Origin of the sequence: Shewanella fodinae, from assembly GCF_014651955.1 — a bacterium.
Lineage (GTDB): Bacteria > Pseudomonadota > Gammaproteobacteria > Enterobacterales > Shewanellaceae > Shewanella > Shewanella fodinae.
Map to the genome: position 1 here is coordinate 1 of NZ_BMXW01000024.1, position 21,645 is coordinate 21,645.

23 protein-coding genes and 1 riboswitch are annotated in these 21,645 nt (G+C 48.2%); of the genes, 2 read left to right on the top strand and 21 right to left on the bottom strand.

Translation table 11 applies throughout. From position 1 onward, the window contains the following. Window positions 1-166: 166 nt before the first annotated feature. Together IE064_RS16115 and IE064_RS16120 are read right to left on the bottom strand one after the other, a co-directional pair. Window positions 167-652: a hypothetical protein gene (locus IE064_RS16115; RefSeq protein WP_189618740.1), complete on the bottom strand. Its 486-nt coding sequence runs from the start codon at window positions 650-652 to the stop codon at window positions 167-169. Between the two features lie 9 nt (window positions 653-661). Then, on the bottom strand, window positions 662-1,582 hold the full coding sequence (locus IE064_RS16120; RefSeq protein ID WP_133040664.1) for a C-GCAxxG-C-C family protein: 921 nt from the start codon (window positions 1,580-1,582) through the stop codon (window positions 662-664). Window positions 1,583-1,928: 346 nt separating this feature from the next. Between IE064_RS16120 and IE064_RS16125 the strand changes: the two genes are divergently transcribed. Further along, the gene (locus IE064_RS16125) at window positions 1,929-3,524 is read left to right on the top strand and encodes a sensor domain-containing diguanylate cyclase (RefSeq protein ID WP_189618741.1); all 1,596 of its coding nucleotides are present in this window, start codon (window positions 1,929-1,931) and stop codon (window positions 3,522-3,524) included. A 243-nt stretch (window positions 3,525-3,767) separates the two neighbouring features. Then, the gene (locus IE064_RS16130; RefSeq protein WP_189618742.1) at window positions 3,768-4,349 is read left to right on the top strand and encodes a YceI family protein; all 582 of its coding nucleotides are present in this window, start codon (window positions 3,768-3,770) and stop codon (window positions 4,347-4,349) included. A gap of 75 nt (window positions 4,350-4,424) precedes the next feature. On the opposite strand, the gene IE064_RS16135 is transcribed toward IE064_RS16130, so the two are convergent. The 19 genes from IE064_RS16135 to IE064_RS16225 form a co-directional block, all read right to left on the bottom strand. After that, a complete protein-coding gene (locus tag IE064_RS16135; protein ID WP_189618743.1) occupies window positions 4,425-4,835 on the bottom strand; it encodes a hypothetical protein in 411 nt (136 codons plus the stop codon). Next, a complete protein-coding gene (locus IE064_RS16140; protein WP_189618744.1) occupies window positions 4,822-6,150 on the bottom strand; it encodes a FliI/YscN family ATPase in 1,329 nt (442 codons plus the stop codon). The genes IE064_RS16135 and IE064_RS16140 overlap by 14 nt, the downstream gene beginning before the upstream one ends. Further along, on the bottom strand, window positions 6,140-6,766 hold the full coding sequence (locus tag IE064_RS16145; RefSeq protein WP_133040669.1) for a FliH/SctL family protein: 627 nt from the start codon (window positions 6,764-6,766) through the stop codon (window positions 6,140-6,142). Before IE064_RS16145 ends, IE064_RS16140 begins: the two co-directional genes overlap by 11 nt. A 3-nt stretch (window positions 6,767-6,769) precedes the next feature. Further along, window positions 6,770-7,789 (bottom strand): FliG C-terminal domain-containing protein, encoded by a 1,020-nt coding sequence (locus tag IE064_RS16150; RefSeq protein ID WP_229800107.1) that lies wholly within the window; start codon window positions 7,787-7,789, stop codon window positions 6,770-6,772. Continuing rightward, window positions 7,770-9,509, bottom strand: coding sequence for a flagellar basal-body MS-ring/collar protein FliF (fliF, locus tag IE064_RS16155; protein WP_189618745.1), 1,740 nt, complete (start codon window positions 9,507-9,509; stop codon window positions 7,770-7,772). The genes IE064_RS16150 and fliF overlap by 20 nt, the downstream gene beginning before the upstream one ends. Window positions 9,510-9,519: 10 nt before the next feature. Then, a complete protein-coding gene (gene fliE / locus IE064_RS18185; protein WP_133040671.1) occupies window positions 9,520-9,831 on the bottom strand; it encodes a flagellar hook-basal body complex protein FliE in 312 nt (103 codons plus the stop codon). 19 nt (window positions 9,832-9,850) lie between these two features. Continuing rightward, window positions 9,851-11,155, bottom strand: coding sequence for a sigma-54-dependent transcriptional regulator (locus tag IE064_RS16165; RefSeq protein ID WP_189618746.1), 1,305 nt, complete (start codon window positions 11,153-11,155; stop codon window positions 9,851-9,853). Continuing rightward, entirely contained in the window at window positions 11,152-12,015 is an 864-nt protein-coding gene (locus IE064_RS16170; RefSeq protein ID WP_189618747.1) for an OmpA family protein, read from the bottom strand. Before IE064_RS16170 ends, IE064_RS16165 begins: the two co-directional genes overlap by 4 nt. 132 nt (window positions 12,016-12,147) lie before the next feature. Then, a riboswitch (cyclic di-GMP riboswitch) is annotated at window positions 12,148-12,234 on the bottom strand. Window positions 12,235-12,375: 141 nt separating this feature from the next. Then, window positions 12,376-14,448, bottom strand: a complete 2,073-nt coding sequence (locus IE064_RS16175; protein WP_189618748.1) for a flagellar biosynthesis protein FlhA — start codon at window positions 14,446-14,448, stop codon at window positions 12,376-12,378. 17 nt (window positions 14,449-14,465) lie between these two features. Further along, window positions 14,466-15,599, bottom strand: a complete 1,134-nt coding sequence (gene flhB / locus IE064_RS16180) for a flagellar biosynthesis protein FlhB (RefSeq protein ID WP_189618749.1) — start codon at window positions 15,597-15,599, stop codon at window positions 14,466-14,468. A 3-nt stretch (window positions 15,600-15,602) separates the two neighbouring features. Continuing rightward, on the bottom strand, window positions 15,603-16,382 hold the full coding sequence (gene fliR / locus IE064_RS16185) for a flagellar biosynthetic protein FliR (protein ID WP_189618750.1): 780 nt from the start codon (window positions 16,380-16,382) through the stop codon (window positions 15,603-15,605). Then, window positions 16,379-16,648, bottom strand: a complete 270-nt coding sequence (locus IE064_RS16190; protein WP_133039712.1) for a flagellar biosynthetic protein FliQ — start codon at window positions 16,646-16,648, stop codon at window positions 16,379-16,381. Before IE064_RS16190 ends, fliR begins: the two co-directional genes overlap by 4 nt. After that, a complete protein-coding gene (gene fliP, locus IE064_RS16195; protein WP_373295284.1) occupies window positions 16,645-17,409 on the bottom strand; it encodes a flagellar type III secretion system pore protein FliP in 765 nt (254 codons plus the stop codon). The genes IE064_RS16190 and fliP overlap by 4 nt, the downstream gene beginning before the upstream one ends. Beyond that, window positions 17,387-17,737, bottom strand: coding sequence for a FliM/FliN family flagellar motor switch protein (locus tag IE064_RS16200; RefSeq protein ID WP_189618751.1), 351 nt, complete (start codon window positions 17,735-17,737; stop codon window positions 17,387-17,389). Before IE064_RS16200 ends, fliP begins: the two co-directional genes overlap by 23 nt. A 5-nt stretch (window positions 17,738-17,742) precedes the next feature. Further along, window positions 17,743-18,615, bottom strand: a complete 873-nt coding sequence (locus IE064_RS16205; RefSeq protein WP_189618752.1) for a FliM/FliN family flagellar motor switch protein — start codon at window positions 18,613-18,615, stop codon at window positions 17,743-17,745. Further along, a complete protein-coding gene (locus tag IE064_RS16210) occupies window positions 18,608-19,036 on the bottom strand; it encodes a PilZ domain-containing protein (protein WP_133039709.1) in 429 nt (142 codons plus the stop codon). Before IE064_RS16210 ends, IE064_RS16205 begins: the two co-directional genes overlap by 8 nt. Then, on the bottom strand, window positions 19,033-20,040 hold the full coding sequence (locus IE064_RS16215; RefSeq protein ID WP_229800108.1) for a flagellar motor protein MotB: 1,008 nt from the start codon (window positions 20,038-20,040) through the stop codon (window positions 19,033-19,035). The genes IE064_RS16210 and IE064_RS16215 overlap by 4 nt, the downstream gene beginning before the upstream one ends. 2 nt (window positions 20,041-20,042) lie before the next feature. Next, window positions 20,043-20,900, bottom strand: a complete 858-nt coding sequence (gene motA / locus IE064_RS16220) for a flagellar motor stator protein MotA (RefSeq protein ID WP_133039707.1) — start codon at window positions 20,898-20,900, stop codon at window positions 20,043-20,045. 19 nt (window positions 20,901-20,919) lie between these two features. Next, window positions 20,920-21,633 (bottom strand): FliA/WhiG family RNA polymerase sigma factor, encoded by a 714-nt coding sequence (locus tag IE064_RS16225; RefSeq protein WP_189618753.1) that lies wholly within the window; start codon window positions 21,631-21,633, stop codon window positions 20,920-20,922. Between the last annotated feature and the right edge of the window lie 12 nt (window positions 21,634-21,645).

Sequence of the window (21,645 nt, forward strand, 5' to 3'; positions counted from 1 at the left end):
AATAAGATGAAAGTTTGACTTGCCTAAATCGATACCGAGTACTTGAATAAACATGATGGTCTACCTCCTGTCTAGCCTAATCTCAGCATAGTTGCTGAGAAGGGAGGCGGACCATCACATTAAGCCCGGCGATTGCCGGGCAAATACTTCAATAGCTAATTAAAGGTTACGCAGAAGGAATATCTAATAGATCCGTTTTAGTTTGTGCCAAAGTGCCATTAATATTGATGGCCAATTTCAGCTGTCCAACGGTAGTTCCCAATTTTTCTAGGCTCCCCGGAGTGAATTGGTATTTTCCAGCGGTATCCGTTGCACTTAGAGTGCCACTGCAGACATCGCTGCTGTCACTGCACGCAAAGCGGACGCCCTTATGCCAAGGGATTGAAAATGCTGAAACCTGTTCGCCGGGAATATTCAGGTACATGACCGTATAATTGGCACCCGCACCAGTAACCGGTTCTCCCTCATTAGTCGTGAGTGAAAATGTTACCGCTTTGGTAGCGCTGTCAATGCTATCAACCACAATTTTGAGGCTGGTAGCATCGTTGATAGACACATAGCTCGGTTCAGGGGTTACGTTTTCGTCATCATCCGAACCGCAGCCACCGAGCGCCAATAATGCCGAAATTATTATCAGACTTTGATATTTCATCACAGCCTCCTAGTGACAGTCGCTGCAGGTGAAACCTTCATGTGCCCCGGTCAAACCAGCAGTGACATCGTGCTCGCTATGACAGGTTTGGCACTCCATCTGGGCGTTAACATCTGTGGCAAAATAGGTATCGGGCTCCCGCTTGGTACTGCTGTGGCAGCCAGCACAGTCACTATTCCCCTCGGCAGCGGTAGCAACATCCAGCGTGTTATCCAACGCTTTATTGAGGAAATCGACAGTCGTATAGGCGATTTCTGCTGTAACCTGGGCACAACGCTCCAGTTTTGCCGGATGACTGGTGCCAAACTTACTTTGCTTTGACCAAAGCGTCACAGAAGTATGACAAAGAATTGATTTTGCTACAGACTGCCCAATCTTATCCGCTGTTAGCAATTCTCCGGCATCGGTCTTACGGGTTGGTGCACCAATGGCACTCAAGAACTCGCTATCTCCACGTGGCATCGCCGTACTTTCATAATAATGATATACAGAGCGGATAACCTTGTTGCGATCGACGCCCGCCAGCATGTTGACAGCCATCGCTGCTGCGTTTAGGCAACCGCACAAGGTGCCCCAGCCAGCAATACCACCGGCACCATAAACGGTTATATTGGTGGGAATTGCCGCAAATTTACAGGCATCTTCGTGCCCTTGCGCGGCCAACTCTTTGACGATGGCATCAAAGACACCATACATACAACCACCTTTGCCATAGTCTTCGTATGCGCGTTTTGCTACCGCGAGCGGCTCGACTTTCACATAAGTCAGAAGATTAGCCGCCAAATCACTGGTGCCTTCACTGCCGATACCAATAGATATATCGCCTGGACAAGTGTCTGCGGCCATAGCTGTTGCCATGATGCCCCCACCCGCAGCAACACTTACCAAACCGATAATTTGTCCCATTGCCTGACGTCGATTTACGTTCATGTTCATCACCCCACATTTGTTATTTTGCAATTTGCAAAAATGCGAATTGCAGATAGTTAAAATCAATTAAATCAACTACTTAGTGGCATATGCTAGATTAAATTCTTTGCTACGCATTAAATGTGATCGATTACGACTTATCGATAATTCATGAAAAAAATCTTTAGGAGTTTTTATTCATGAATGAGGTAAATAGGAAGCTGGTTTTCGCCGGTACAAGCTCAGATGTAGGAGAAATACTTTAGGGAAAGGCTCACGTATCTCAAAAATGACCAATTAACTTCTATACTTTGCTCGACAGGGAATGATTACTCAACAGGATGTTAAATACCTGGGGGCTGAATGCATGCTGAGAAGATCCAGCTTAAGGTCACAGTTACTGCTTGCTGTCGCACTGGCATGCTGCGCCATTCTATCGACCCAGGTGATGATACGTTACATGTGGACACTGCCGCAGTTCTCGCATCTGGCACTCTATAATGACAAACTGGAAATCAAGCGTTTCAAGAGTGTTTTGCAACTACAACTGAAGCGGTTACAAAATATTGCCTATGATAACGCTGTCTGGGACGGCTCTTACACAAAAGCGCTTGCCCGAGATCAACAGTGGTTTAAAGACAACTTTATGATCGGGCCTTCTTTTCAGCATCTGTCTATCAACGGACTGTATTTTTACGACAATGAACAGCAACTCCTGGCGGGTATGAGTGTTGATAACAACCTGCAACCTATCACCGTCACCATGTTTTCTGCCCCGCAAGACATACCGACGAAACTCCTGATCAGTACAGAAGAAGTTCAGCAAAATCAGCTAATGCCGGTGTCAAAGACCAGTTTTATTAAGGTCAACGACAAGCCTGCGGTAGTTATCAGTCAAAGCATAGCGCCTTCGCTGGAACAGGGTGTCAGTGCTGGTACCTTGTTGCTGTGGCACTATTTAGATGGCCGTTTTATCGGGGAGTTGATGCCATTAGCCAATGATGATATCCGTATCATCGATCCTGCCCAAGAAAGCGACATCGGACAGCACATCAGCACTATGCTGCAAGCTGATGACATACAAATTAAGCTCTGGAAAAATAGTTTATATCTTGGAGTCCTAGGGTTAGATAACCAGCTGTTATTGGTGTTTGCTATCCCACAAAGTCCGAGAATATACGATGAGGCACTGTTTAATCCTGCCCTCTCAGCCGGCATAGCCGTGTCTTTCCTGACGCTGTTGCTGTTTTATCTTTATATCAGCCGCAAATTAGTCGAACCCGTTCGTCATTTGCTGAAAACGATTAGCTACGTCAATTTCAGTAATGACTATTCCGCTAGAGCTAACCTGAGAGGTCATAACGAGATACACAAACTCGGTCGTCTGATTGACCTGATGTTCGAATTAGTAGCACAGCAGCAACAAAAGCTCACGATGAAAAATCGCCAGTTACAGGATCTGAGTAATACCGATGCATTAACCGGTTTGGCCAATCGTCGTTATTTGGATGAATATCTCGCAACCTTGCGCAATTCGGTCATTAACCGCAAGCAACCCATAGCCATGCTGGTGGTTGATGTGGATTTTTTCAAGCGTTACAACGACTTTTACGGTCATGCCATGGGAGACAAAGTGCTACAACAAGTAGCAATTGCCCTTCAGGAAAGCACTCACCGTGCCACTGATCTGATATGTCGCTATGGTGGCGAAGAATTTGTGCTGGTGCTGGAAAACACCAGCAAAGAAGAAGCCATGGTGGTGGCGGGCAATCTCTGCCAAGCAGTAGAAAAGCTGGGGATCCCCCATCAAACTTCTGCCGCCAGCAAGGTGGTCACTATCTCTGTTGGTCTGGCGGTAAAACCTGCTGATGCCATTATTGAATATGAAACCCTGTTTGCCTGGGCTGATGCGGCACTCTATATCGCTAAAGACAATGGTCGCAATCGCTATGAAGTTGCGTAAATCATTTTCATTATTGTGAAGCTAGACCTATGTCTTGACCAAAGTCCCATAACAAATATCACTGAATAATTGCAATTATTCGAATTGTTTATGCGAATTTTCGCCGTTGATCTAAATTTTTTAGAACGTAGTATGAGTTGCAGCAGGAAATCCTCGGCAACAAATATTCTGGATGCCGGGATCTCAACCCATTAACGCTGGACGAAGATACTCGCCAGCTAACAATTATCAGAGAGGGAATATATGCATCTGTTGAAAAAAGTTACATTGAGTGTTGCGTTTGCAGGTTTCGCCAGCCTCAGTGCTAGTGCTATGGCCGAAACATTTCAATTGGATCCGACCCACACAAGTGTGGTTGTGTCATGGAATCATTTTGGTTTTTCTAACCCAACCGCCAGCTTCAGCGATGTCACCGGCACGCTAAACTTTGATGACGCGGATGCAACTAAATCAAAAGTCAGTGTAAAAATTCCAGTGAAAACCGTCGACACTCGAGTGCCAGCGTTAACTAAAGAGTTTCTGGCTAAAGACTACTTTGACGCCGAAGGTCACCCGCAAGCAACCTTTGATAGCACTAAAGTGGTGAAGACTGCCGCCAATGAATATGACGTTACCGGTAAACTGACTATCAAAGGGATCACTAAAGAAGTGGTATTGCATGCCAAGCTGAATAAAGAGGGCGAGCACCCAATGAAGAAAAAACCAACTGTTGGTTTTGACGCCACTACTGAAATTAAACGTTCTGAGTTTGGTATGGGTCAATATGTGCCTTATGTCAGCGATGAAGTGACCATTCACATCACTACCGAAGCCAGCACCCTATAAGCGTTGTAAACCCGCGTTAAGAAAGCCGCCTGTTTCGTCCCTGCAGGCGGTTTTCATTTTTATGGTGTTCACGTTTCAGCTTCTAGCATGATAACCACAGACCAGTTCATCCAACTGTTTTTGTTCCTGTAATTGTTGCTGTTTTCTCGCGGTTTCCGCTCGCCGTTCCAGCATATGTTGTAGCCCCAGATTGAAACTTGCCTGTTGCAGGCAAGCCCGTTGCTGCAGACGGTATTCCTGTGAAGCCTCCATGACTCGCCGCTGTTGCTGCTCACATAACTGATGCATCTGCTGTTTAATGCTGCCCATGTTCTGTAAATAAAGCGCAGAACCTCCGTGGTTAACCGACAGCGCTGCCATATGCTCATGCAATTGTTCAAAGCGACTCTGCTCCAATTGCTGACTCTGTAACAGCTGCTGCCGACGACTTTGCATACGTTCAAATTTTTGCCGTTGCAACGCCATATACTGATTAAGCGAACTCATTGACCAACTCCATTAGTTGCTTACGACTGTCGGCATATATTGATTGTTCGTTAAGGCCCTGACACAGAAAAGCTTCGATGGCTGGGAAACGTTTAACCACAGCATCTAGTTCCGCATCTTCACCTCGTTGATAAGCCCCCAGCGGAATTAACTCCTGGATCTGCTGATAACGGCTGTACAAGCGCTTCAATCGGTAACAGGCCTGCAGATGGGCTTCACTCACTATCTGAGGCATCACCCGGCTGATTGAGGCCCCAATATCGATTGCTGGGAAATGCCCTTGCTCTGCCAAAGAACGCCGCAGCACTATATGCCCATCGAGGATAGCCCGCGTGCTGTCGACGATGGGATCTTGCGGGTCATCACCTTCCGCCAGTACGGTATAAATGGCGGTCATGCTGCCACGAGAACTATTGCTATTACCGGAGCTTTCGACGAGTCCGGTCAACTTGCTGAATACGGAAGGCGGATAACCTTTAGTTGCTGGGGGTTCACCGAGAGACAAGCCGATTTCCCGCTGTGCCTGAGCATAGCGAGTCAGAGAATCCATCAACAGTAGTACGTTTTTCCCTTGATCTCGAAAATGGGCGGCAAGCTTATGGCTCAGCTCCGCTGCTCGCAACCGCAGCAATGGCGACTGATCCGCGGGAGCGGCCACCACAATGGCTTTCTTGCGTCCCTCAGGCCCTAAGGCATGCTCAATAAAATCACGGACTTCCCAACCACGTTCACCAATCAATCCGACAATTACCACGTCGGCCGCAGTATAGCGGGTCATCATGCCTAACAATTTACTCTTACCGACACCGGAACCGGCAAACAAGCCAATACGCTGACCTTTACCCACGGTAAACAGGCCATTAAGCGCCCGAATGCCGACGTCCAAAGGTTGCTCTACCCCGCGCCGCTGCAGGGGGCTTAGATGTGGTGCATATAATGTTTGTCGTGGTGCGTCGATTTCGCCAAGGTCGTCAATCGGTCGCATCAGACCGTCGACAACACGCCCCATCAAGGAATCGCCTACTGGCAAGAGAGCGGAATTTTCGATCACCCGCACTTTCGCGCCAGCGTACAGCCCGGAAACCGCAGCCAAAGGCATCAGAAAGGCCTGTTCCTGATCAAAACCTATCACTTCAGCATCAAACCACTGCTGTTGGCCTTCCACCTGACAACGCTGTCCAAGCGATAAACGCCCGCCTTTAACGGTCAAGGTCAGGCCATTAATACTCAGTAAGCGCCCGTAACTGTTGAATTGATGCGCTGGACGGATGGCTGCAGTAGCGAGCTGCAGACGCTGTTGCCATTCAGTCTGCATCGGTGAGTATCGGCTTTATCTGTTGCAGCACCTCAGAGAGACGCTGCCGAAATGACAATTGATGCAGTTGCGCTTCCCCTTCAAACTGCACCTGCCCAACAGGCAAGGATTCATCCACCCGAAAAGGAATACCATCGATATCGCTAATTCCCTGACTTTTAAGCCATTGGTTGTCGCTAACGGAAACACTGATAGCGGTAACGATGTCACGCCCTTGCAGGGCTTCCAGCGTGCGCTCTATCGCCTTTAGATAAGACTGTGGCTGCGCCGACAACTCACTTTCAATAACGGTCTGCGCCAGCTCGCGGATCAGTGTATAGAGATCTTCGCTTAACTGTGCCGCACTGATGTGAAGCTGAGACTTAATACCATTCATCAGTTGTGCCAGATGCTGACGGTTATCAGCTTCGGTTGCGGTTTTTTGCTGCTGCAACTTTTGTTGCCATTGTGCTTCTATTTCCGCTCTTAATTCATCAGCTGCCCACTGCCGCCCACGCTGCTCGCCCGTCAATTGACCATCGTTGACACCTTGTTGGTAGGCCTCGTCAAGCCGCTGTTGCAACGTTAGCTGCGACGCCTGACGGACAACTGAAGGGAATTGAAACAGTTCTGACATGGCTTACCCCAACACATCTTCCTGATAAAGCCGATAATCGATGGTGCCATCGCTCATCATCTGCCGAATGATTTTCATAATCTCCGCGCGTGCCGTTTCCACTTTTCGCACGGGCTGGGGGGCCAAGCCATCAAGCTGCTGTTGATACACTTGTGCTAAGCGTTTGGGCAAGGCTTGTAAAATAGACTGGATAAATTCTGCTTTTGCCCCTTTGAGTGCCACAATCCACAACTCATCGGAAATCTCGTTCATCAGTTGTGCACGTACTTCTTCGGTCTGTAGGGCAATGGTATCAAAGTCGAACATCCGTTCTTCAATAGCAATGGCCGTCTGCTTGTCGTGCTGTCGTAGCAAGGCGATAATTTCTGCTTTGTTGCCGTTATAGCGGTTGACAATCTCGGCCACTTTTTCGACGCCATCCACTCTGGCACCGGTTTGCTGCCCGACAAATTCGATACAGCGCTCCAGTGCAAAACGTAAATCATCGATAATATGCTCACTGACTTCCCGCATTCCGGCAATGCGGAACAGCAGATCTTCGTGGCGCTCCTGCGGTAATAATGCCAGCACCGCCGAGCTTTGCTCCGGTGGCAAAAATGCCAGGATCAGCGCCTGCATCTGCGCATGTTCCTGTTCCAGGAACCGGGCGATCAGTTCAGATGGTACCCATTCGAGACAGCGTAACTCTTCAATCAAAGTAACGCCATAAATATCATCGAGCATGCCCCGCGCCAGCTTGCGCCCCACGGCTTTATCCAATGCTTTTTCTAAATAACGGCGCGATGCACCACTGACACCACTTTCGTTGCGGTAACTGTCAAAGAAATGTTGCAGCGTCTGACTCATATCCTCTTGGGTAATATGCGCAATTTTCGCCATCCGCTCAGACAAGGCCTTCACCTCACCTTTGCCGAGCCGCCGAATAACGTTAGCAGCGTTATCCTCGCCCATACTCAACAACAGAATAGCGGCTTGATCGAGTTCAGATAATTCGCTGACGAATTCAGGACTTGCTGGATTCAATTTCTATTCCTCGTTCTACCCACGTTTTAATGACGGCAGTGACACGGTCAGATTCTTTATGTGCCAAATACTGCATGTGCGCGACCTGCTCTTCAAACAGCGCCCCAGCCTTTGGTAATGCCATGGTAGGCATTTCATCCTCAGCCACTTTTTTGTCTATGGAATTAGCGCTCTCGGTTACGGCTGTCTTATCTGAGGCCAATGCATCAAAGTCATCCAGTTTGCCGTCGCTGCCCTGTTGTTGGGCCAGCAGTTGTGGACTCAGTTCGCTGTTGTGGCGTTTGCCCTTAACCAAATGGCTCACCAGTGGTCGAACACCAAAGAAGATCAACGCCAGCGCAATCAGGGTGCCAAATAAATAACGCGCATATTCCCGCATAATGGGTAACTGCCACCAAGGCGTTGTATCTGTGGAACCTGCAATATCGGTTTCAACAAACTGGAAACTAGAGATATTGAACTTGTCACCACGCTCAGCATTGAAGCCCGTTGCTGTTCGTACCATATCCCCAAGCGATGCCAATCTTGCCTCAGTCCAGCCGGTTTTACCTGCGGCGGCATCATTCACCAACACCGAAACACTCATCGCTTTGAGTCGGCCCACTTCGTAGCGTGTGTGCGTAACCGAACGGCCACTATCAAATGTCCGTTGTGCTTCCTGCTTCTGACTGGTTCGGCCGTTAACATCTGCTTTAGGTTGTTGGCCGTTAGGGTTGGCAATCGGTGGATTATTCGCCAAAGAGCCAGGAATCCCCATCGCCAGATCATCTTGAGAAGAACCGGTTTTAGTATTCTCAGACTTCACAATTGTGTTGGGATCGAGTGTTTCTTTGGTCTCTTCAACTACGCTGAAATCCACATCCGCAGAAACTTGGATCCGATAATTACCCTCACCGACAATGGGCAACAACATGATGGCTGCCCGTTGTTCAATATCCTGTTCGAGCTTATTAATAAACTGCAGTTTCTTGCTGGAGTCTTTACCCACTGGCGAATCATCGAACAGCTCGGCGGTCAACAGTTCGCCCTTTTGATCCACCACAGACACCGCCCGCCGATCGAGCCCTGGAATGCTGCCCACGACCAAACTGACGATAGCCTCCACCTGCTGTTGCTTCAGTTCGTAGCCAGGAGCTAAGTCAATCATCACAGATGCCCCTGGCTGTTCCTCTTTACGACCGATAAACAAACTGCGCTTAGGAATCGCTAGGTGCACCCGAGCACTTTGAATGCCAGCCATGTTCATGATGGTACGAGCCAGTTCGCCTTCCAGCGCATGCTGGTACTGTTTCGTTTCCATAAACTGACTGGTGCCCATCTGCACCTTACTGTTAATGCTGCTGATACCATCAGGTAAAGCCGCCTTGATACCCCGGGCCGCCAGCGTGATGCGGGCGTCAGCCAGTTTATCCTGCGGCACCATAATGTTGCCGGTATCGGTATCAATGCGGAATGGGAACTTCTCTTTGTCGAGGATCTCTAGAATACTGGCCTTATCGTAATGCTCTTGATTGCCATAAAGCGGTACATAGTTTTTGGCCGAGGTCCACAAAATAATCACAATCGCCGCAGCCACCAACGTTGCCAGCAATGCAATGGAAGCAAGGCTTCTGTCGCCACTCTGCGGCCAACCAAATTTGCCAGACAGATTAACCACTTTTTCTTTTAAGCCGCCATTACCGGCAAGATGTTCGTCTTTGGTTGCCACTACACCCTTCATCAATCACCACCTACAGTGACATACGCATAACGTCATCGATACCATCGAGAACTTTATTGCGTACTTCCATCAACATATTGAAACTCAGGCTCGCCTTCTGACTGGTCACCATCGCGCCAACCACATCCTGAGAAGCACCGGTATCGACCGCCTGCATCATCTCTGATGCGAGATTCTGCTGGGCGTTAACATCTCTTACTACCTGCAAAAAATCCTGCTGGATACCGCCATTATTGGCAGGCGCGATTGCGCCACTTTCAGCCATCAATTCCATTTGATCCATGCGATTGAGTAAAAGGCTCTGAGTTGCTATTGGTTCCATATTTAACGTACCTGTTTATTTATGCTATAGCGTCGATATCGATGCCGTTTTCTCTCATTGCTGCCAGCTTGTATCTGAGCGCTCGTGTCGTCATGCCCAGCGCTTCGGCAGTGCGGCTTCGATGTCCATTAAAACGTTGAAGTAAATCATAGATATATTCGAACTCTGCTTGTTTACGGGTGTGTTGCAGCCGTTTACCTGGGGCTTCATCAAAACAGAGTTGATGCAATGGCAGACCTAAATCTTCGGCTTGCAATTCCATGCCTCTGGCCATCACTAAGGCACGCTGAATGACATTTTCCAACTCACGCACATTGCCCGGCCAGTTATAACTCATCAGCACTTCACGAGCAGATCCACTCAGGTAATAACGATCTTCACCATACTTACGAATGAAATACTGAGCCAAGGGGATCACATCTTCCATACGCTGCCTTAATGCCGGCCAGCACAGTGGCAATACGTCTAAACGGTAATAAAGATCCTCACGAAATGCCCCCTGGCTGACTAAGTCACGTAAATCTTTGTTACACGAGGCTATGACCCTAACATCTAGAGTGACTTTGCTGTGACTACCAAGGCGCTCCACTTCCCGTTCCTGCAATACGCGCAGCAACTTTCCCTGCAACTCTAGCGGCAACTCAGAAATTTCGTCTAACAACAATGTACCGCCATTGGCCAGCTCAAACTTACCTGCCGCAGAATTGACAGCACCGGTATAGGCACCTTTGGTGTAACCGAACAACATGGCTTCCAGCATGTTCTCAGGAATTGCCGCGCAGTTGACGGCAACAAAAGGCTTTTCGCGTCGCGCAGACATCTGGTGAATAAATTGCGCCAGTTTTTCCTTACCGGTCCCCGACTCACCCTGGATCAATACCGTGGTGTTGTTGGTTTGCGCCGCCCGATTGGCGAGACGTAAAACCTTCTGGCTTGCTTGTGATACAGCCACCATATCTTTCATGTTTTTCAGCATGAAACGAGCGTTACGCACCGACGTGAGTAGTTGAGTGCAGCTAAAAGGACGCAGCAAATAATCAACTGCCCCACAAGATAGCGCATCGGATGCCAGCTGGCTTTGAGAGGATTCAACAATCACCACAATCGGCGTAGATGGGAAACGATGATGTATATTTCTAACCCAGTCCTGCACAATATTTGGATAATTGACAAAATCAATAAATATAATTTCTGGCTGTTCAGTCACCCCGTCAAGATAAAGGTCTTTTGCGTGTTTCAGATATAATGATTCATCGCTAAAACAGGCTATTTCATTAGCTTTTGGCTTTTTCCCTGATAGCCACAAGACACAATTATCTTTCATTGTTTTACTACTCCATTATCCTTGCGGATAAGTCTTACTGATACCCTTCGGTTTAATCCCTGATCCTTGTCGTTATTATTTACTAAAGGATAACGACTTCCATGAGCCCTCACCTCCAATTGTGCGGGTTTTAAGCCAAACTCGACTAATCTTGAGGCAACATCATCGGCTCGTTGCTGCGAAAGCTGTCGGTTAGCGATGCTATTTCCGACACTATCGCTATATCCATCGACTAACACTTTATTGATGTGACCATCTAACTTTATATAACGTACTAAATCTTGAAGTTTTTTAATGTCACGGACAGAAGAAATATTTTTTTTGCCTTTTTCAAAGAAAAAATCATTATCTCTAGCACTTTCCCATGATATCGGTGCCATATCTGATAAACAGTTGCGAAAAGCCGTAACGGCAGAAAATCCTCGGGTATTGGTAAATACTATCTCTTTACTGTTATTGTCTGGATTCACTTCAAAATCGAGCCAATCACCAGCAGCAATAGCATCTAAAACCTCACGGCCTACGTCATCATAAATGACAGATAATTCATTAACATATCCATTATAAATAGGCTGATTAATAGATATGTTTGAGATATTTTTCCAATCAGCCGGCTTAATTTTGACCGTTGCTGATGAAATCTTGATTTCTGGGAATTGCAGGTCAAGAATTAATCGAGTTTTATATTCCGGCGTTCTGACAATAGCAACTTCCGCGACACCTTCTATTTTTTGTGATAAGGCGCACTTAAATTTTGTTGACTTTATATTCCAAATTCCATTTTCATAAGTCTGTTGCCAGCTATCCTTAGCAAAAACGTTCGTCATCGTTATTGATGGCAGCATCATGAATGCTGGCACAATAACTCTCCAGTACGAAAAAGACATCTCGATTCCATAGCACTTTCTGACCAAGAACAATATTTAGTCAGTAATTTTAAAAACGAGCGGAAGAAAGACAGGCATTACGCCAGATAGGATCTGCCGCTAAGTTAATGCAACCCCGCTATCATATTTGTTTACAAACGTAGACCGGAGGCTTTGCGTCCCAGACTTTCATCTGGTTTGCTATTTAATTGTCTTAGCAATGGTTCTGTAAAAAATTTACAGAACGCTGCACTTGTTGGGCTAAAGTATTATAACCCTTTCGATTAATCAATATTCTTTCATGGAATTTTTACACTTTTTTTGCCATTTTTGAAAAAAAGACAAATTATTCACTTATCCTAGCGCCCCAATCACATTCACCCTAACATTGTCAGGTACTTCATTGTAAGAAAGTACTACAAGTGCATTATGGGTGAAGGTTTTCGCATATCGAGCCAACAATGGTCGCAGTTGTGGAATAACGACTAATACCGGCGTCATACCCTGTTTCTGCATCTCTTGTTGCACTACAGGCATCATGCGTTGGAACTGCTGCAGTAGATTGGGCGCAACTGGAAAACTATCCAGTGCCACTTTGCCTGCTTGCATCGCTTGATTAAGGGAGCTTTGCAGTGTCTGCTCTAGCTTGCTGTCTAGGCTATAGGCCGCCAGTTCATCGCGTTCGCCCATCAGTTGCCGGGTAATTGCTCGTTGCAACGCACAGCGAACATCGGCCGCAAGCAATAGCGGATCTTTGGTGATATCGGCGCTATCGACTAAGGTACTAGCGACAGTGACCGCATCCTTGATAGAGACTAATTCCCGCAACAAGTAGCGGAAAACTTTCAACTGAATACTCTCTGATAGAGATTTTTCTAAAGCAGTTGCCAAATCTGGTGCAATTTCTCTTACCCGCTTATTGAAATGTTTGACATCTTCAAACAAAAACAGCTCATCCAGCGCGCCTTTGATCACCTTACCGGCATGAGTTGCCACAATAGTGGCCAGGTCAACCACGGAATAGCCCATGTTCAACGCCCGGGATTTATCTTCCGCCTTAATCCACACCGCATTGAGGCCGTAGGCTGGATCGCGAGTGAGCTCACCATCCAGCTGCCCGTAGACCTCACCGGTATCAAGTGCCAGCAGTTGTTGTGGTTTCAACGTTCCCTCTGCCACCGGGACCCCAGACAACAAAATACGGTATTGTTGCGGATTGAGCTTTAAATTATCGCGGATCCGCACTTCCGGTAATAGAAAGCCCAGCTGTTCACATAAGGTTTTACGGATACCACGCAAGGTGCTTATCAGCTCCTCACCTTTGTCTTTTTCGGCCAGGTACACCAGCATGAACCCTAGTTCAACAGAAATTCTATCGACATGAGGAATGTCTTGCCAAGTAAGTGATTGCTGACTTTCAGCAATGGTTTCAGTGAGCTTTTCAACCTGCGCCAAATCATCAGCAGGCACCCGTTTGTACAAGCGCCAGGCGACGTAAAACAGCACCAGACCAAAACTGCCAAAAGCCAGGATCGGCATACCGGGAACGATCCCCAGCACAATCATGATCCCTGCTGCGGTAGCGACCACTTTAGGAGATGCCAGCAGTTGTCCCCCGACCGCCTCTGACATATCTTCGTCATCGTTCATCCGCGTGACGATGATGGCAGATGCCACCGCCAGCAGCAAAGATGGGATCTGTGCGACCAGACCATCACCTATGGTGAGCAAGGCAAAGCGCTGAAAGGCTTCGCCCATACTCAAATCGTGCTGGAACACCCCAATGCTGACGCCACCCAACAGGTTAATCACCAGAATAATCAAACCGGCAATTGCGTCACCACGGACATACTTGGAGGCACCATCCATCGAGCCATAAAAATCTGCTTCACGCGAGACTTCAATGCGGCGGGCTTTCGCCTGCTCGGGGCCGAGAAGGCCGGAATTGAGATCCGCATCGATCGCCATCTGCTTACCCGGCATCGCGTCCAGAGTAAAGCGGGCGGCAACCTCGGAAATACGTTCGCCACCTTTGGTGATCACCACAAAGTTCATCACCATCAAAATGGCAAAGACCACGATACCCACAACATAGTTACCGCCGATAACCACTTCGCCAAACGACTGGATCACCCGTCCAGCAACATCGGCCCCTTCATGGCCATGGAGTAATACCACACGCGTTGACGCCACATTTAACGTCAACCGCATTAGGGTTGCCACCAGCAAAATGGTAGGGAACGCTGAAAAATCCAATGGTTTACGGCTGGAAACTGCCACCAGCAACACCATGATGGATAGCACTATGTTGAAGGTAAACAGCGTGTCCAGCACCCACGCTGGTAACGGCAAGATCACCATTGCTAGAATTGCCAGCAACAGGATCGGAATTGCAGTATAGGGTCTGGTGAGGTTACGCCAGTTCAATTGTCTTCTCCAACATATTAATTTTTAGCTAAATTCTTTGGAATTTTTAGTTCAGGGAGCGGCGCTGGTTTACTGCCGCGCCCGGCCTTATAGGCCTTCAGTTGCACCACATAAGTCAATACATAGGCCACGGCGGCATACAGGGCTGAAGGGACTTCCTGGTCAACCCGAGTTGACCAGTAAATGGCCCGAGCTAACGCTGGGATTTCCAGAATTTCTTTTTGATGCTGCGTGCCTATAGCGCGAATACGCAATGCCATTTCATCAACACCTTTAGCCACCACATAAGGTGCCTTAGCGTCTTTTTCTGAATAACGTAATGCCACTGCAAAATGGGTGGGGTTAGTGATGATCACATCAGCCTTCGGCACTCGCTCTTCAATACGACGGCGCGCAAACTGATATTGGATCTGGCGAATACGGCTCTTGATCAACGGGTCGCCGTCAGAGGTTTTGCGCTCCTCTTTCACTTCTTGACGCGTCATTTTGATCTTATCCATCACGCTTTTGTATTGAAACGGAATATCAATCGCCGCTACCAGCAGTAGTAACGTTGCCATGAGCAATAGCGTGAGAAACAGCAGTTGCAACCCTTCATGTAAAGACAGTGGTAAAGGCTGACTCTGCAAGGCCACCAAACGTTTAGCCAACTGCACCAAAAAAGCCGCCATGCTGCCCATCAATAAAGCGATTTTGATGACGGACTTTAACAACTCCAGTAGACTGCTTTTTCCCAAAATCTTGGAGAGACCTTGCAGCGGGCTCAACCTGCTACCCTTAAACGCCAACAGACTCCATGAAAATATGACGCCTCCCGGCAATGATGCGGCTATCCACATCGCGACAAAAATCGCGGTTAACATGGGCACCAGTGTTTTGAGCATCTCAATCAGCGCTGTCGATAATGCCAGTCCCATTTGCCGGGTATCGTGCAGCAGTGATTGATCTAACTGCATGGTTTGCCGCATCACAATTAACAACATCTGCATCAAACCATCTGCAAACCATAAAAACGCGGCAATACCGATCATCATCAACACCGCAGTATTTAACTCCCGGGATCTGGCGACCTTCCCTTCCTTACGGGCCTCTTTGAGACGCCGCTCACTGGGTGCTTCGGTACGTTCCTGCGAACTATTAGTGTCTGCCATACGTTACTCCATCAACTGACGCATCACGTCAAGCGCATCAAATAACAGATTGGAGAACACACTGCCCGCCTGAGCAAACGTCAGGTAAACCACGATAAACCCCATCAGTAGTGTTACCGGAAAGCCAAACGTAAACAGGTTTAGCGAAGGCGCCGAACGGCTGGCAATACCAAACGTCATATTCACCAATAACATGGCGATGACTGCGGGCAAGGCCACCACCAGTGCAGACGCAAAGATCCAACCGAACATGTTGATGACTGAGGCAAAATTCAGCTCATAGAGACTATGCCCTACAGGCCAAAGCTGAAAGCTGTCCACCAGCATCTGCAACCCTAGCAAATGACCGTTCAGTGCAAAAAACAGCAACACAACCATCAACCACAGTAGATTGCCGAGCAACGATACTTGGTTACCTGAACCAGGATCCATCACAATGGCCATCGACAAGCCCATCTGCATGGACAAAATAAGCCCTGCCTGCGTAAACACTTCAAACAGCATACGCATCACCAGCCCCATCATCAGTCCGAAGAGGATCTGTTCAGTTGCTAATGCCACCATTGTCAGCGAAAAAGGGTCAACATCCGGCGCGGGAGGGATCTGTCCCACCAGTGCAAAAGATAAAAAAAACGCCAATAAGATCCTGGTTCTCACAGGCAGAGCGGGGTTATCCATTACCGGCATAGCCCAGAAAAAAGCCGACAACCGCACAAACGGCCACCAAACGGAGCCTAAAAGATGCACTATATCGCTACCAGTGACCGAGATAAGCGATGTCATCCAAACACACCTGGTATCAGTTGTGACAAACGCGCAAACCAGTCAGTCAGGCTTTCGATAATCCAGTGACCAGCAAAGATCAGCATCAGCAGTGTTATCAACATTCTTGGCAAGAATGTGAGTGTTTGCTCCTGCACGGATGTTGCCGTCTGGATAATGGCCACCACCACCCCAACGAGCAATCCTGGGACAATCAGCACCAGTAAAATCTTGATGATGGTGATCACCGCATCACCAATAAGTTGTACCGCCAGTTCTGGACTCACCAGTTAGCTCCAAAGGTTGCCGCCAATGTGCCAGCGACCATGGACCAGCCATCTGCCAGCACAAACACCATCAGTTTAAAGGGCAAACTGATAATCAGCGGTGACAGCATCATCATCCCCATTGACATCAGGACACTGGCGACCACTAAATCGATAATCAAGAACGGAATAAACAGCATAAATCCTATCTGGAATGCCGTTGTCAGCTCACTTAATAAGAAAGCAGGTACTAACACATCGAGCGGCACGTCTTCGGGTTTCAAATTGCTGGGCTCACCGGCAATTCTCAATACTTGCTGCATCTCGTTTTCGCGGGTTTGAGCCAGCATAAATTTACGAACGGGAACAACCGCTCGCTCGAGCGCCTGTTCGGTCGTAATTTGTTCACTTTGCAGCGGTTTATAAGCGTTTTGATAAATGTCCTGCCACACGGGTCGCATAATCAGCATGGTCAACATCAAGGCAATGCCAATCAACACCCGGTTGGGCGGGCTTTGCTGTAACCCCAATGCCTGTCGCAAGATAGCCAGCACAATCACTATGCGGGTAAAGGATGTGGCAGCCATTAAAATCCCCGGCAACAGTGTCAACAATGACATCAGCAACAGGATCTGTAATTTAACGTTATAGTCCTGTCCGTCAGCGGTGTTATGCAGCGAAAACAACGTGACATCCTGAGCGCTGACACTAAATGACAATGTCAGTCCTACCAGTAACAACAGCCGACTCACCACCAAATTACGCATCTGTAACGGTTTCATCGCTGAGTTGCTGAGGTAAAAAACGGATACCGTAATGGCCATCAACCATGACCACTTCCGCCTTGGCAAAGGCCACACCGTTTACCATCACATCCAGAGGTTCTCCTGCGACCTTATCTAGCGGCAACACATCACCATCGCGAACTTTGCTCAGTTCGCCCAATGTCAGCTCCGTACTGGCAACTTCCAAGGTAATTGTCAACGGCACGTCGCGGAAAAAAGTCATATCGGCAGCAGGATTTTTAGTCTTGGCAGCCTCATGCTCTGCAAACTCATCAATATCCAATGCATCCAGTTCCGCCAATGCGGCATCCAAATTATCTGTCATGTCTGTCACTCTTGTGTTTGTGTTACCTGAAATGCTAACTGGCCATCTTCCTGCGCCACTTTGCCTGAAAACAGTTGCTTACCACCGAGCCTGAAGCTGGCAATGTCCTGCAGTGATACCGGCATAAATTCCCCCTGCAACAGCTGTTGCAACTGCCTGACGTTGACCTTTTTTTCCGCCATCACCACGCGGCCGCGTACGGGGAACTGCTGCCATTGTGTTTGTAATAGCGGTAATTGTTGGGATTCAGATAACGTCGGGCTATCGGCTACCTGAGGAAACAGCCCCACCGGCAAATTCAGAAACCAGCTGATGATTTCCTCATCCAACAGCATACGCACCTTAAAAATCACATAGGAAAAGGGTTTGAGTGCCTGAAGCTGCTTCAATGGCTGTGCCATCGGCAAGCTTTTGTGACCACTGATCAGTTCCTGCAATCCCCCCAGTAAACGATTGAACGTGCGAGTGGCAATACGCAATTCGGTAACGGTCAATTCGTTACGCGACACTTCCTGATGACTGATCCTGCCTCCAAGGCACAGGTCTGCCAGATGTCGCACCGCCATGTGCTCAATCGCCATGTACGCTTTGGCATTGTTGGCTGCTGGTAACTCGCAACTCATCATTAATTTATCGGCTTCAGTGCTGAGAAAATCGGTTCCCCAGCCCTGACACAGTGCCAGTTCTACCTCAAAGTTCAGGCCACTGATCAACTGCGACAAAGTGGTGTGTAACACCTCTCTGAATTCTGTTTTGGACTCACTGAATATCTTGACCGCCTGTTGCTGACAGCGCTGGTCACGCGTCAGTGGAAATATCTGCAACATGGCGGCATTTTCACCACGGATAAGCTCCCTTGGTTTCTTTTTCTTAATCAAGCTCGCTGTCCTCCAGTTCAGACATTTTGACTTTGCTGCGTTTTGATCTGACTTTATCCTTCATCAGCATGCTCGCCACTCTTAGCACTTGGCGTCGCTTGCTATCAGCTTCTCGGCGCCAGTCAATACCGATGAACTGCAGTCTTTCGCTTACCGGTCGGCGGTAAACTACGCGGCCTTTAATGCGGATAGTACTGGCGATCTCCACAATCAATCGGCTGGGGACCTTCTTATCTTGTGGCACCAACAACCCGGCGCCGCCAAGCCCCACATCTTTCATAATGGCATTACACACATACCATTCGATCACCAACGGCCAATACAGCTGTACGGCAATGCCGTCATGTTGCTCATCCGCTGGAGTTTGTTCTTTAGTCAGATCATGACGTTTGAAAACACGGTCATTACTCGTTCGCGTCATTGCTGCATTTCACTCATTCTGGTTACAGGCTGATTAGCTTCGGCTTTATCTGCGGCATCGACAACGGCAGGAGCTGGTTTACTTTCCGGTGCGATGGATGAAAATAATGCATTGAGTTGCTTCTCCGCTTTGGGCGTGAGGATCAGCAGTTCTACCCGGCGATTCTCACTACCGGTTTTATCCTCGGTATTCAGTAACCGAGTTGAAGCAAAGGCGTTAACTTGTTCGACCCGTTCAGAGGGCATGCCTCCAGCTTCCAGTAACCGTCGGGCCTGCAACGCTCTGGCGGCGGATAGTTCCCAGTTACTGTATGCGCTGCTGTTATATGAGGTAATGTCGGTATGGCCGGAGATGATCACTTGATTACGGACTTTTTTGAATACCGGACCGAGACTAAATAACAGATCTTCAAAAAACGGCGTCATTTCCACTTCACCGCGAGGAAACATCTGATGATGACGATCATCTTTGATAATCACTCGTAAGCCCGAAGGAATGACTTCAACTAATAAGTTGGTTTGTGCGTGCTTTGTCTGCGCAATTTCTTGGAAATTCTGCAATAACAAACTTAATTCTTCGGCCGTTGCGAAGGTGCCATCAATGACCGAATTAAGCTGCTTGCCCTGTCCAGCGGCAGGATCTCGCTCACCTTTAGGGATACTCAGATACTCTGACATCCCCGGCAAGGGGTTATCCGGTGGCAGCCGATTGGCTGCTTCATTATCGATGATGGACGGTGAGCCACCCAAATCAACCGGATAAGGACTGTTTTGTGGTTCAAAGAAGTTAGGACTACCATCGAAAACAGAATGGGTGCGCATATAATGCGCCAGCTGCGAACGCTCCTGTTTACTGGAGACCTGCATCAGCCACATCACCATAAAGAACGCCATCATCGCTAACGTAAAATCAGCGAAAGCAACCTTCCATGCCCCCGCATGTTTAGCGTTTTTATCGCCGCGACGCTGCCGACGCACGACTATCTGAGTATCGCTATTATTCATGATTAAGCAGCCCTGTTGTTAATCCATTCTTCCATCATGTTGAACGTGGGCTTAACCTCTTCATTGATTAATTTTCGTCCAGCATCTGTGGCTACAATGGCAACATGGCCCTTGGCGTGAGCCACCAACATCGCTCTAACACATTCAAAAATCGCAATACGCTTTTTGACATATTGTTCCATTGATGAAGCCAAAGGCGCCATCAAGCAGTAGCAGCCAAAAATACCTAAAAAAGTCCCCACCAACGCAGCAGCCACGTGCAAGCCAATGTTGCCCATGGGGCCGTCCAGATGCTGCATGGTAATGATGATGCCGCCTACCGCCGCCAGAATCCCAAATCCCGGCATGGCCTCAGCGACGGCAGCCAACGACTGAGAAGGTTTAAGCTTCTGCTCTTCTAGATAAGCAATTTCCTGATCCAACATATTGTCAAAGTCATGGGAGGAAACTTTGCCCATGCTGAACAGCCGAAGATTGTCGCAGATGAATGTCACCAAGTTGGGATATTCACTCACCGATGGATAAGCCAAAAAAATCGAGCTGGTTTCAGGATTCTCTACATGCTCGTCCAGATCCTTCAGACCGCGGGTTCTGGCGAGATCCAACAGCGCATACATCAGCATCAATAAGTCCTGATATAATTTGCTCTGGTCTTTAGGCGCCTTAAATTGGTATTTAAGCTGAGACATCATCTCCTTGAGAACATGCTTGGAGTTTCCAACGATCAATGCGCCCAATGCTGCCCCAAAAATAATGATCATTTCCGCCGGTTGCCACAGCGATGCCACATTGCCACCGGCAAACATGAAGCCACCCACAACTGTGCCTAACACTATGACTAATCCAACAAATTTCTGCATAGCTTTTGTGCCCTTAGCTCTAGCCTGTCAATTTTTCTGTTAACAATTGCAATGACTGTTTATGTAATTGGCATACGCGGGATTCTGTTAATCCCAAAGTCAAAGCAATTTCTTTCATGTTAAGTTCATGGGTGTAATACAGTTGCAACAGCAGCTTGTTTCGCGCTGGTAGTTGCTGCATCGTCTGCGCTAGCAGTCGCCGTTGTTCCATGCGCGCAATATCGCGATCTTCAGACGCCATAGGCCCTTGCTGCTCCAACAGCTGTTCAAAACTGTCAACGACTTCTGCTTGTTCGAGATAATGAAACTCCATCAACTGTTTGGTGGAGATATTTAATGCGGCACATATTTCCGGTTCGCTCGGCTCTCGCCCCAATTGGCTGCGCAGCTGCCTCACGCCATCGCGAAAACGATGTGCCTCCTGACGTGACTGACGGGAACGCCAGTCAAGTCGACGGAATTCATCCAGCATGGCACCACGAATATGTTTGAAGGCGTAAGATTCAAACTGTTCGTCCTGTTCTCGGCCATAACGGCGGATGGCTTTCAGCAATGCCATCAAGCCTATCTGCTGCAAGTCATCGCGATCAGCAACCACTCCGATTTGCGTACGCATATGGGCCACGACACGCCGCACCAAGTAGGCATAGCGCTGCAGCGCTTCAGTTTCCTGAGGCACAGGCGCAGTGTCTAACTGCTCTCCGGCGCTTTGCCAATCACACAGTGCAGACATAATTAACCTTTA

What these genes read in the sequence shown, in the direction of transcription:
- IE064_RS16115 (WP_189618740.1), bottom strand. Translation starts at nt 652, where the DNA reads ATGAAATATCAAAGTCTGATAATAATTTCGGCATTATTGGCGCTCGGT.
- IE064_RS16120 (WP_133040664.1), bottom strand. Translation starts at nt 1,582, where the DNA reads ATGAACGTAAATCGACGTCAGGCAATGGGACAAATTATCGGTTTGGTA.
- IE064_RS16125 (WP_189618741.1), top strand. Translation starts at nt 1,929, where the DNA reads ATGCTGAGAAGATCCAGCTTAAGGTCACAGTTACTGCTTGCTGTCGCA.
- IE064_RS16130 (WP_189618742.1), top strand. Translation starts at nt 3,768, where the DNA reads ATGCATCTGTTGAAAAAAGTTACATTGAGTGTTGCGTTTGCAGGTTTC.
- IE064_RS16135 (WP_189618743.1), bottom strand. Translation starts at nt 4,835, where the DNA reads ATGAGTTCGCTTAATCAGTATATGGCGTTGCAACGGCAAAAATTTGAA.
- IE064_RS16140 (WP_189618744.1), bottom strand. Translation starts at nt 6,150, where the DNA reads ATGCAGACTGAATGGCAACAGCGTCTGCAGCTCGCTACTGCAGCCATC.
- IE064_RS16145 (WP_133040669.1), bottom strand. Translation starts at nt 6,766, where the DNA reads ATGTCAGAACTGTTTCAATTCCCTTCAGTTGTCCGTCAGGCGTCGCAG.
- fliF (WP_189618745.1), bottom strand. Translation starts at nt 9,509, where the DNA reads ATGAAGGGTGTAGTGGCAACCAAAGACGAACATCTTGCCGGTAATGGC.
- fliE (WP_133040671.1), bottom strand. Translation starts at nt 9,831, where the DNA reads ATGGAACCAATAGCAACTCAGAGCCTTTTACTCAATCGCATGGATCAA.
- IE064_RS16165 (WP_189618746.1), bottom strand. Translation starts at nt 11,155, where the DNA reads ATGAAAGATAATTGTGTCTTGTGGCTATCAGGGAAAAAGCCAAAAGCT.
- flhB (WP_189618749.1), bottom strand. Translation starts at nt 15,599, where the DNA reads ATGGCAGACACTAATAGTTCGCAGGAACGTACCGAAGCACCCAGTGAG.
- fliR (WP_189618750.1), bottom strand. Translation starts at nt 16,382, where the DNA reads ATGACATCGCTTATCTCGGTCACTGGTAGCGATATAGTGCATCTTTTA.
- fliP (WP_373295284.1), bottom strand. Translation starts at nt 17,409, where the DNA reads ATGAAACCGTTACAGATGCGTAATTTGGTGGTGAGTCGGCTGTTGTTA.
- IE064_RS16200 (WP_189618751.1), bottom strand. Translation starts at nt 17,737, where the DNA reads ATGACAGATAATTTGGATGCCGCATTGGCGGAACTGGATGCATTGGAT.
- IE064_RS16210 (WP_133039709.1), bottom strand. Translation starts at nt 19,036, where the DNA reads ATGACGCGAACGAGTAATGACCGTGTTTTCAAACGTCATGATCTGACT.
- IE064_RS16215 (WP_229800108.1), bottom strand. Translation starts at nt 20,040, where the DNA reads ATGAATAATAGCGATACTCAGATAGTCGTGCGTCGGCAGCGTCGCGGC.
- motA (WP_133039707.1), bottom strand. Translation starts at nt 20,900, where the DNA reads ATGCAGAAATTTGTTGGATTAGTCATAGTGTTAGGCACAGTTGTGGGT.
- IE064_RS16225 (WP_189618753.1), bottom strand. Translation starts at nt 21,633, where the DNA reads ATGTCTGCACTGTGTGATTGGCAAAGCGCCGGAGAGCAGTTAGACACT.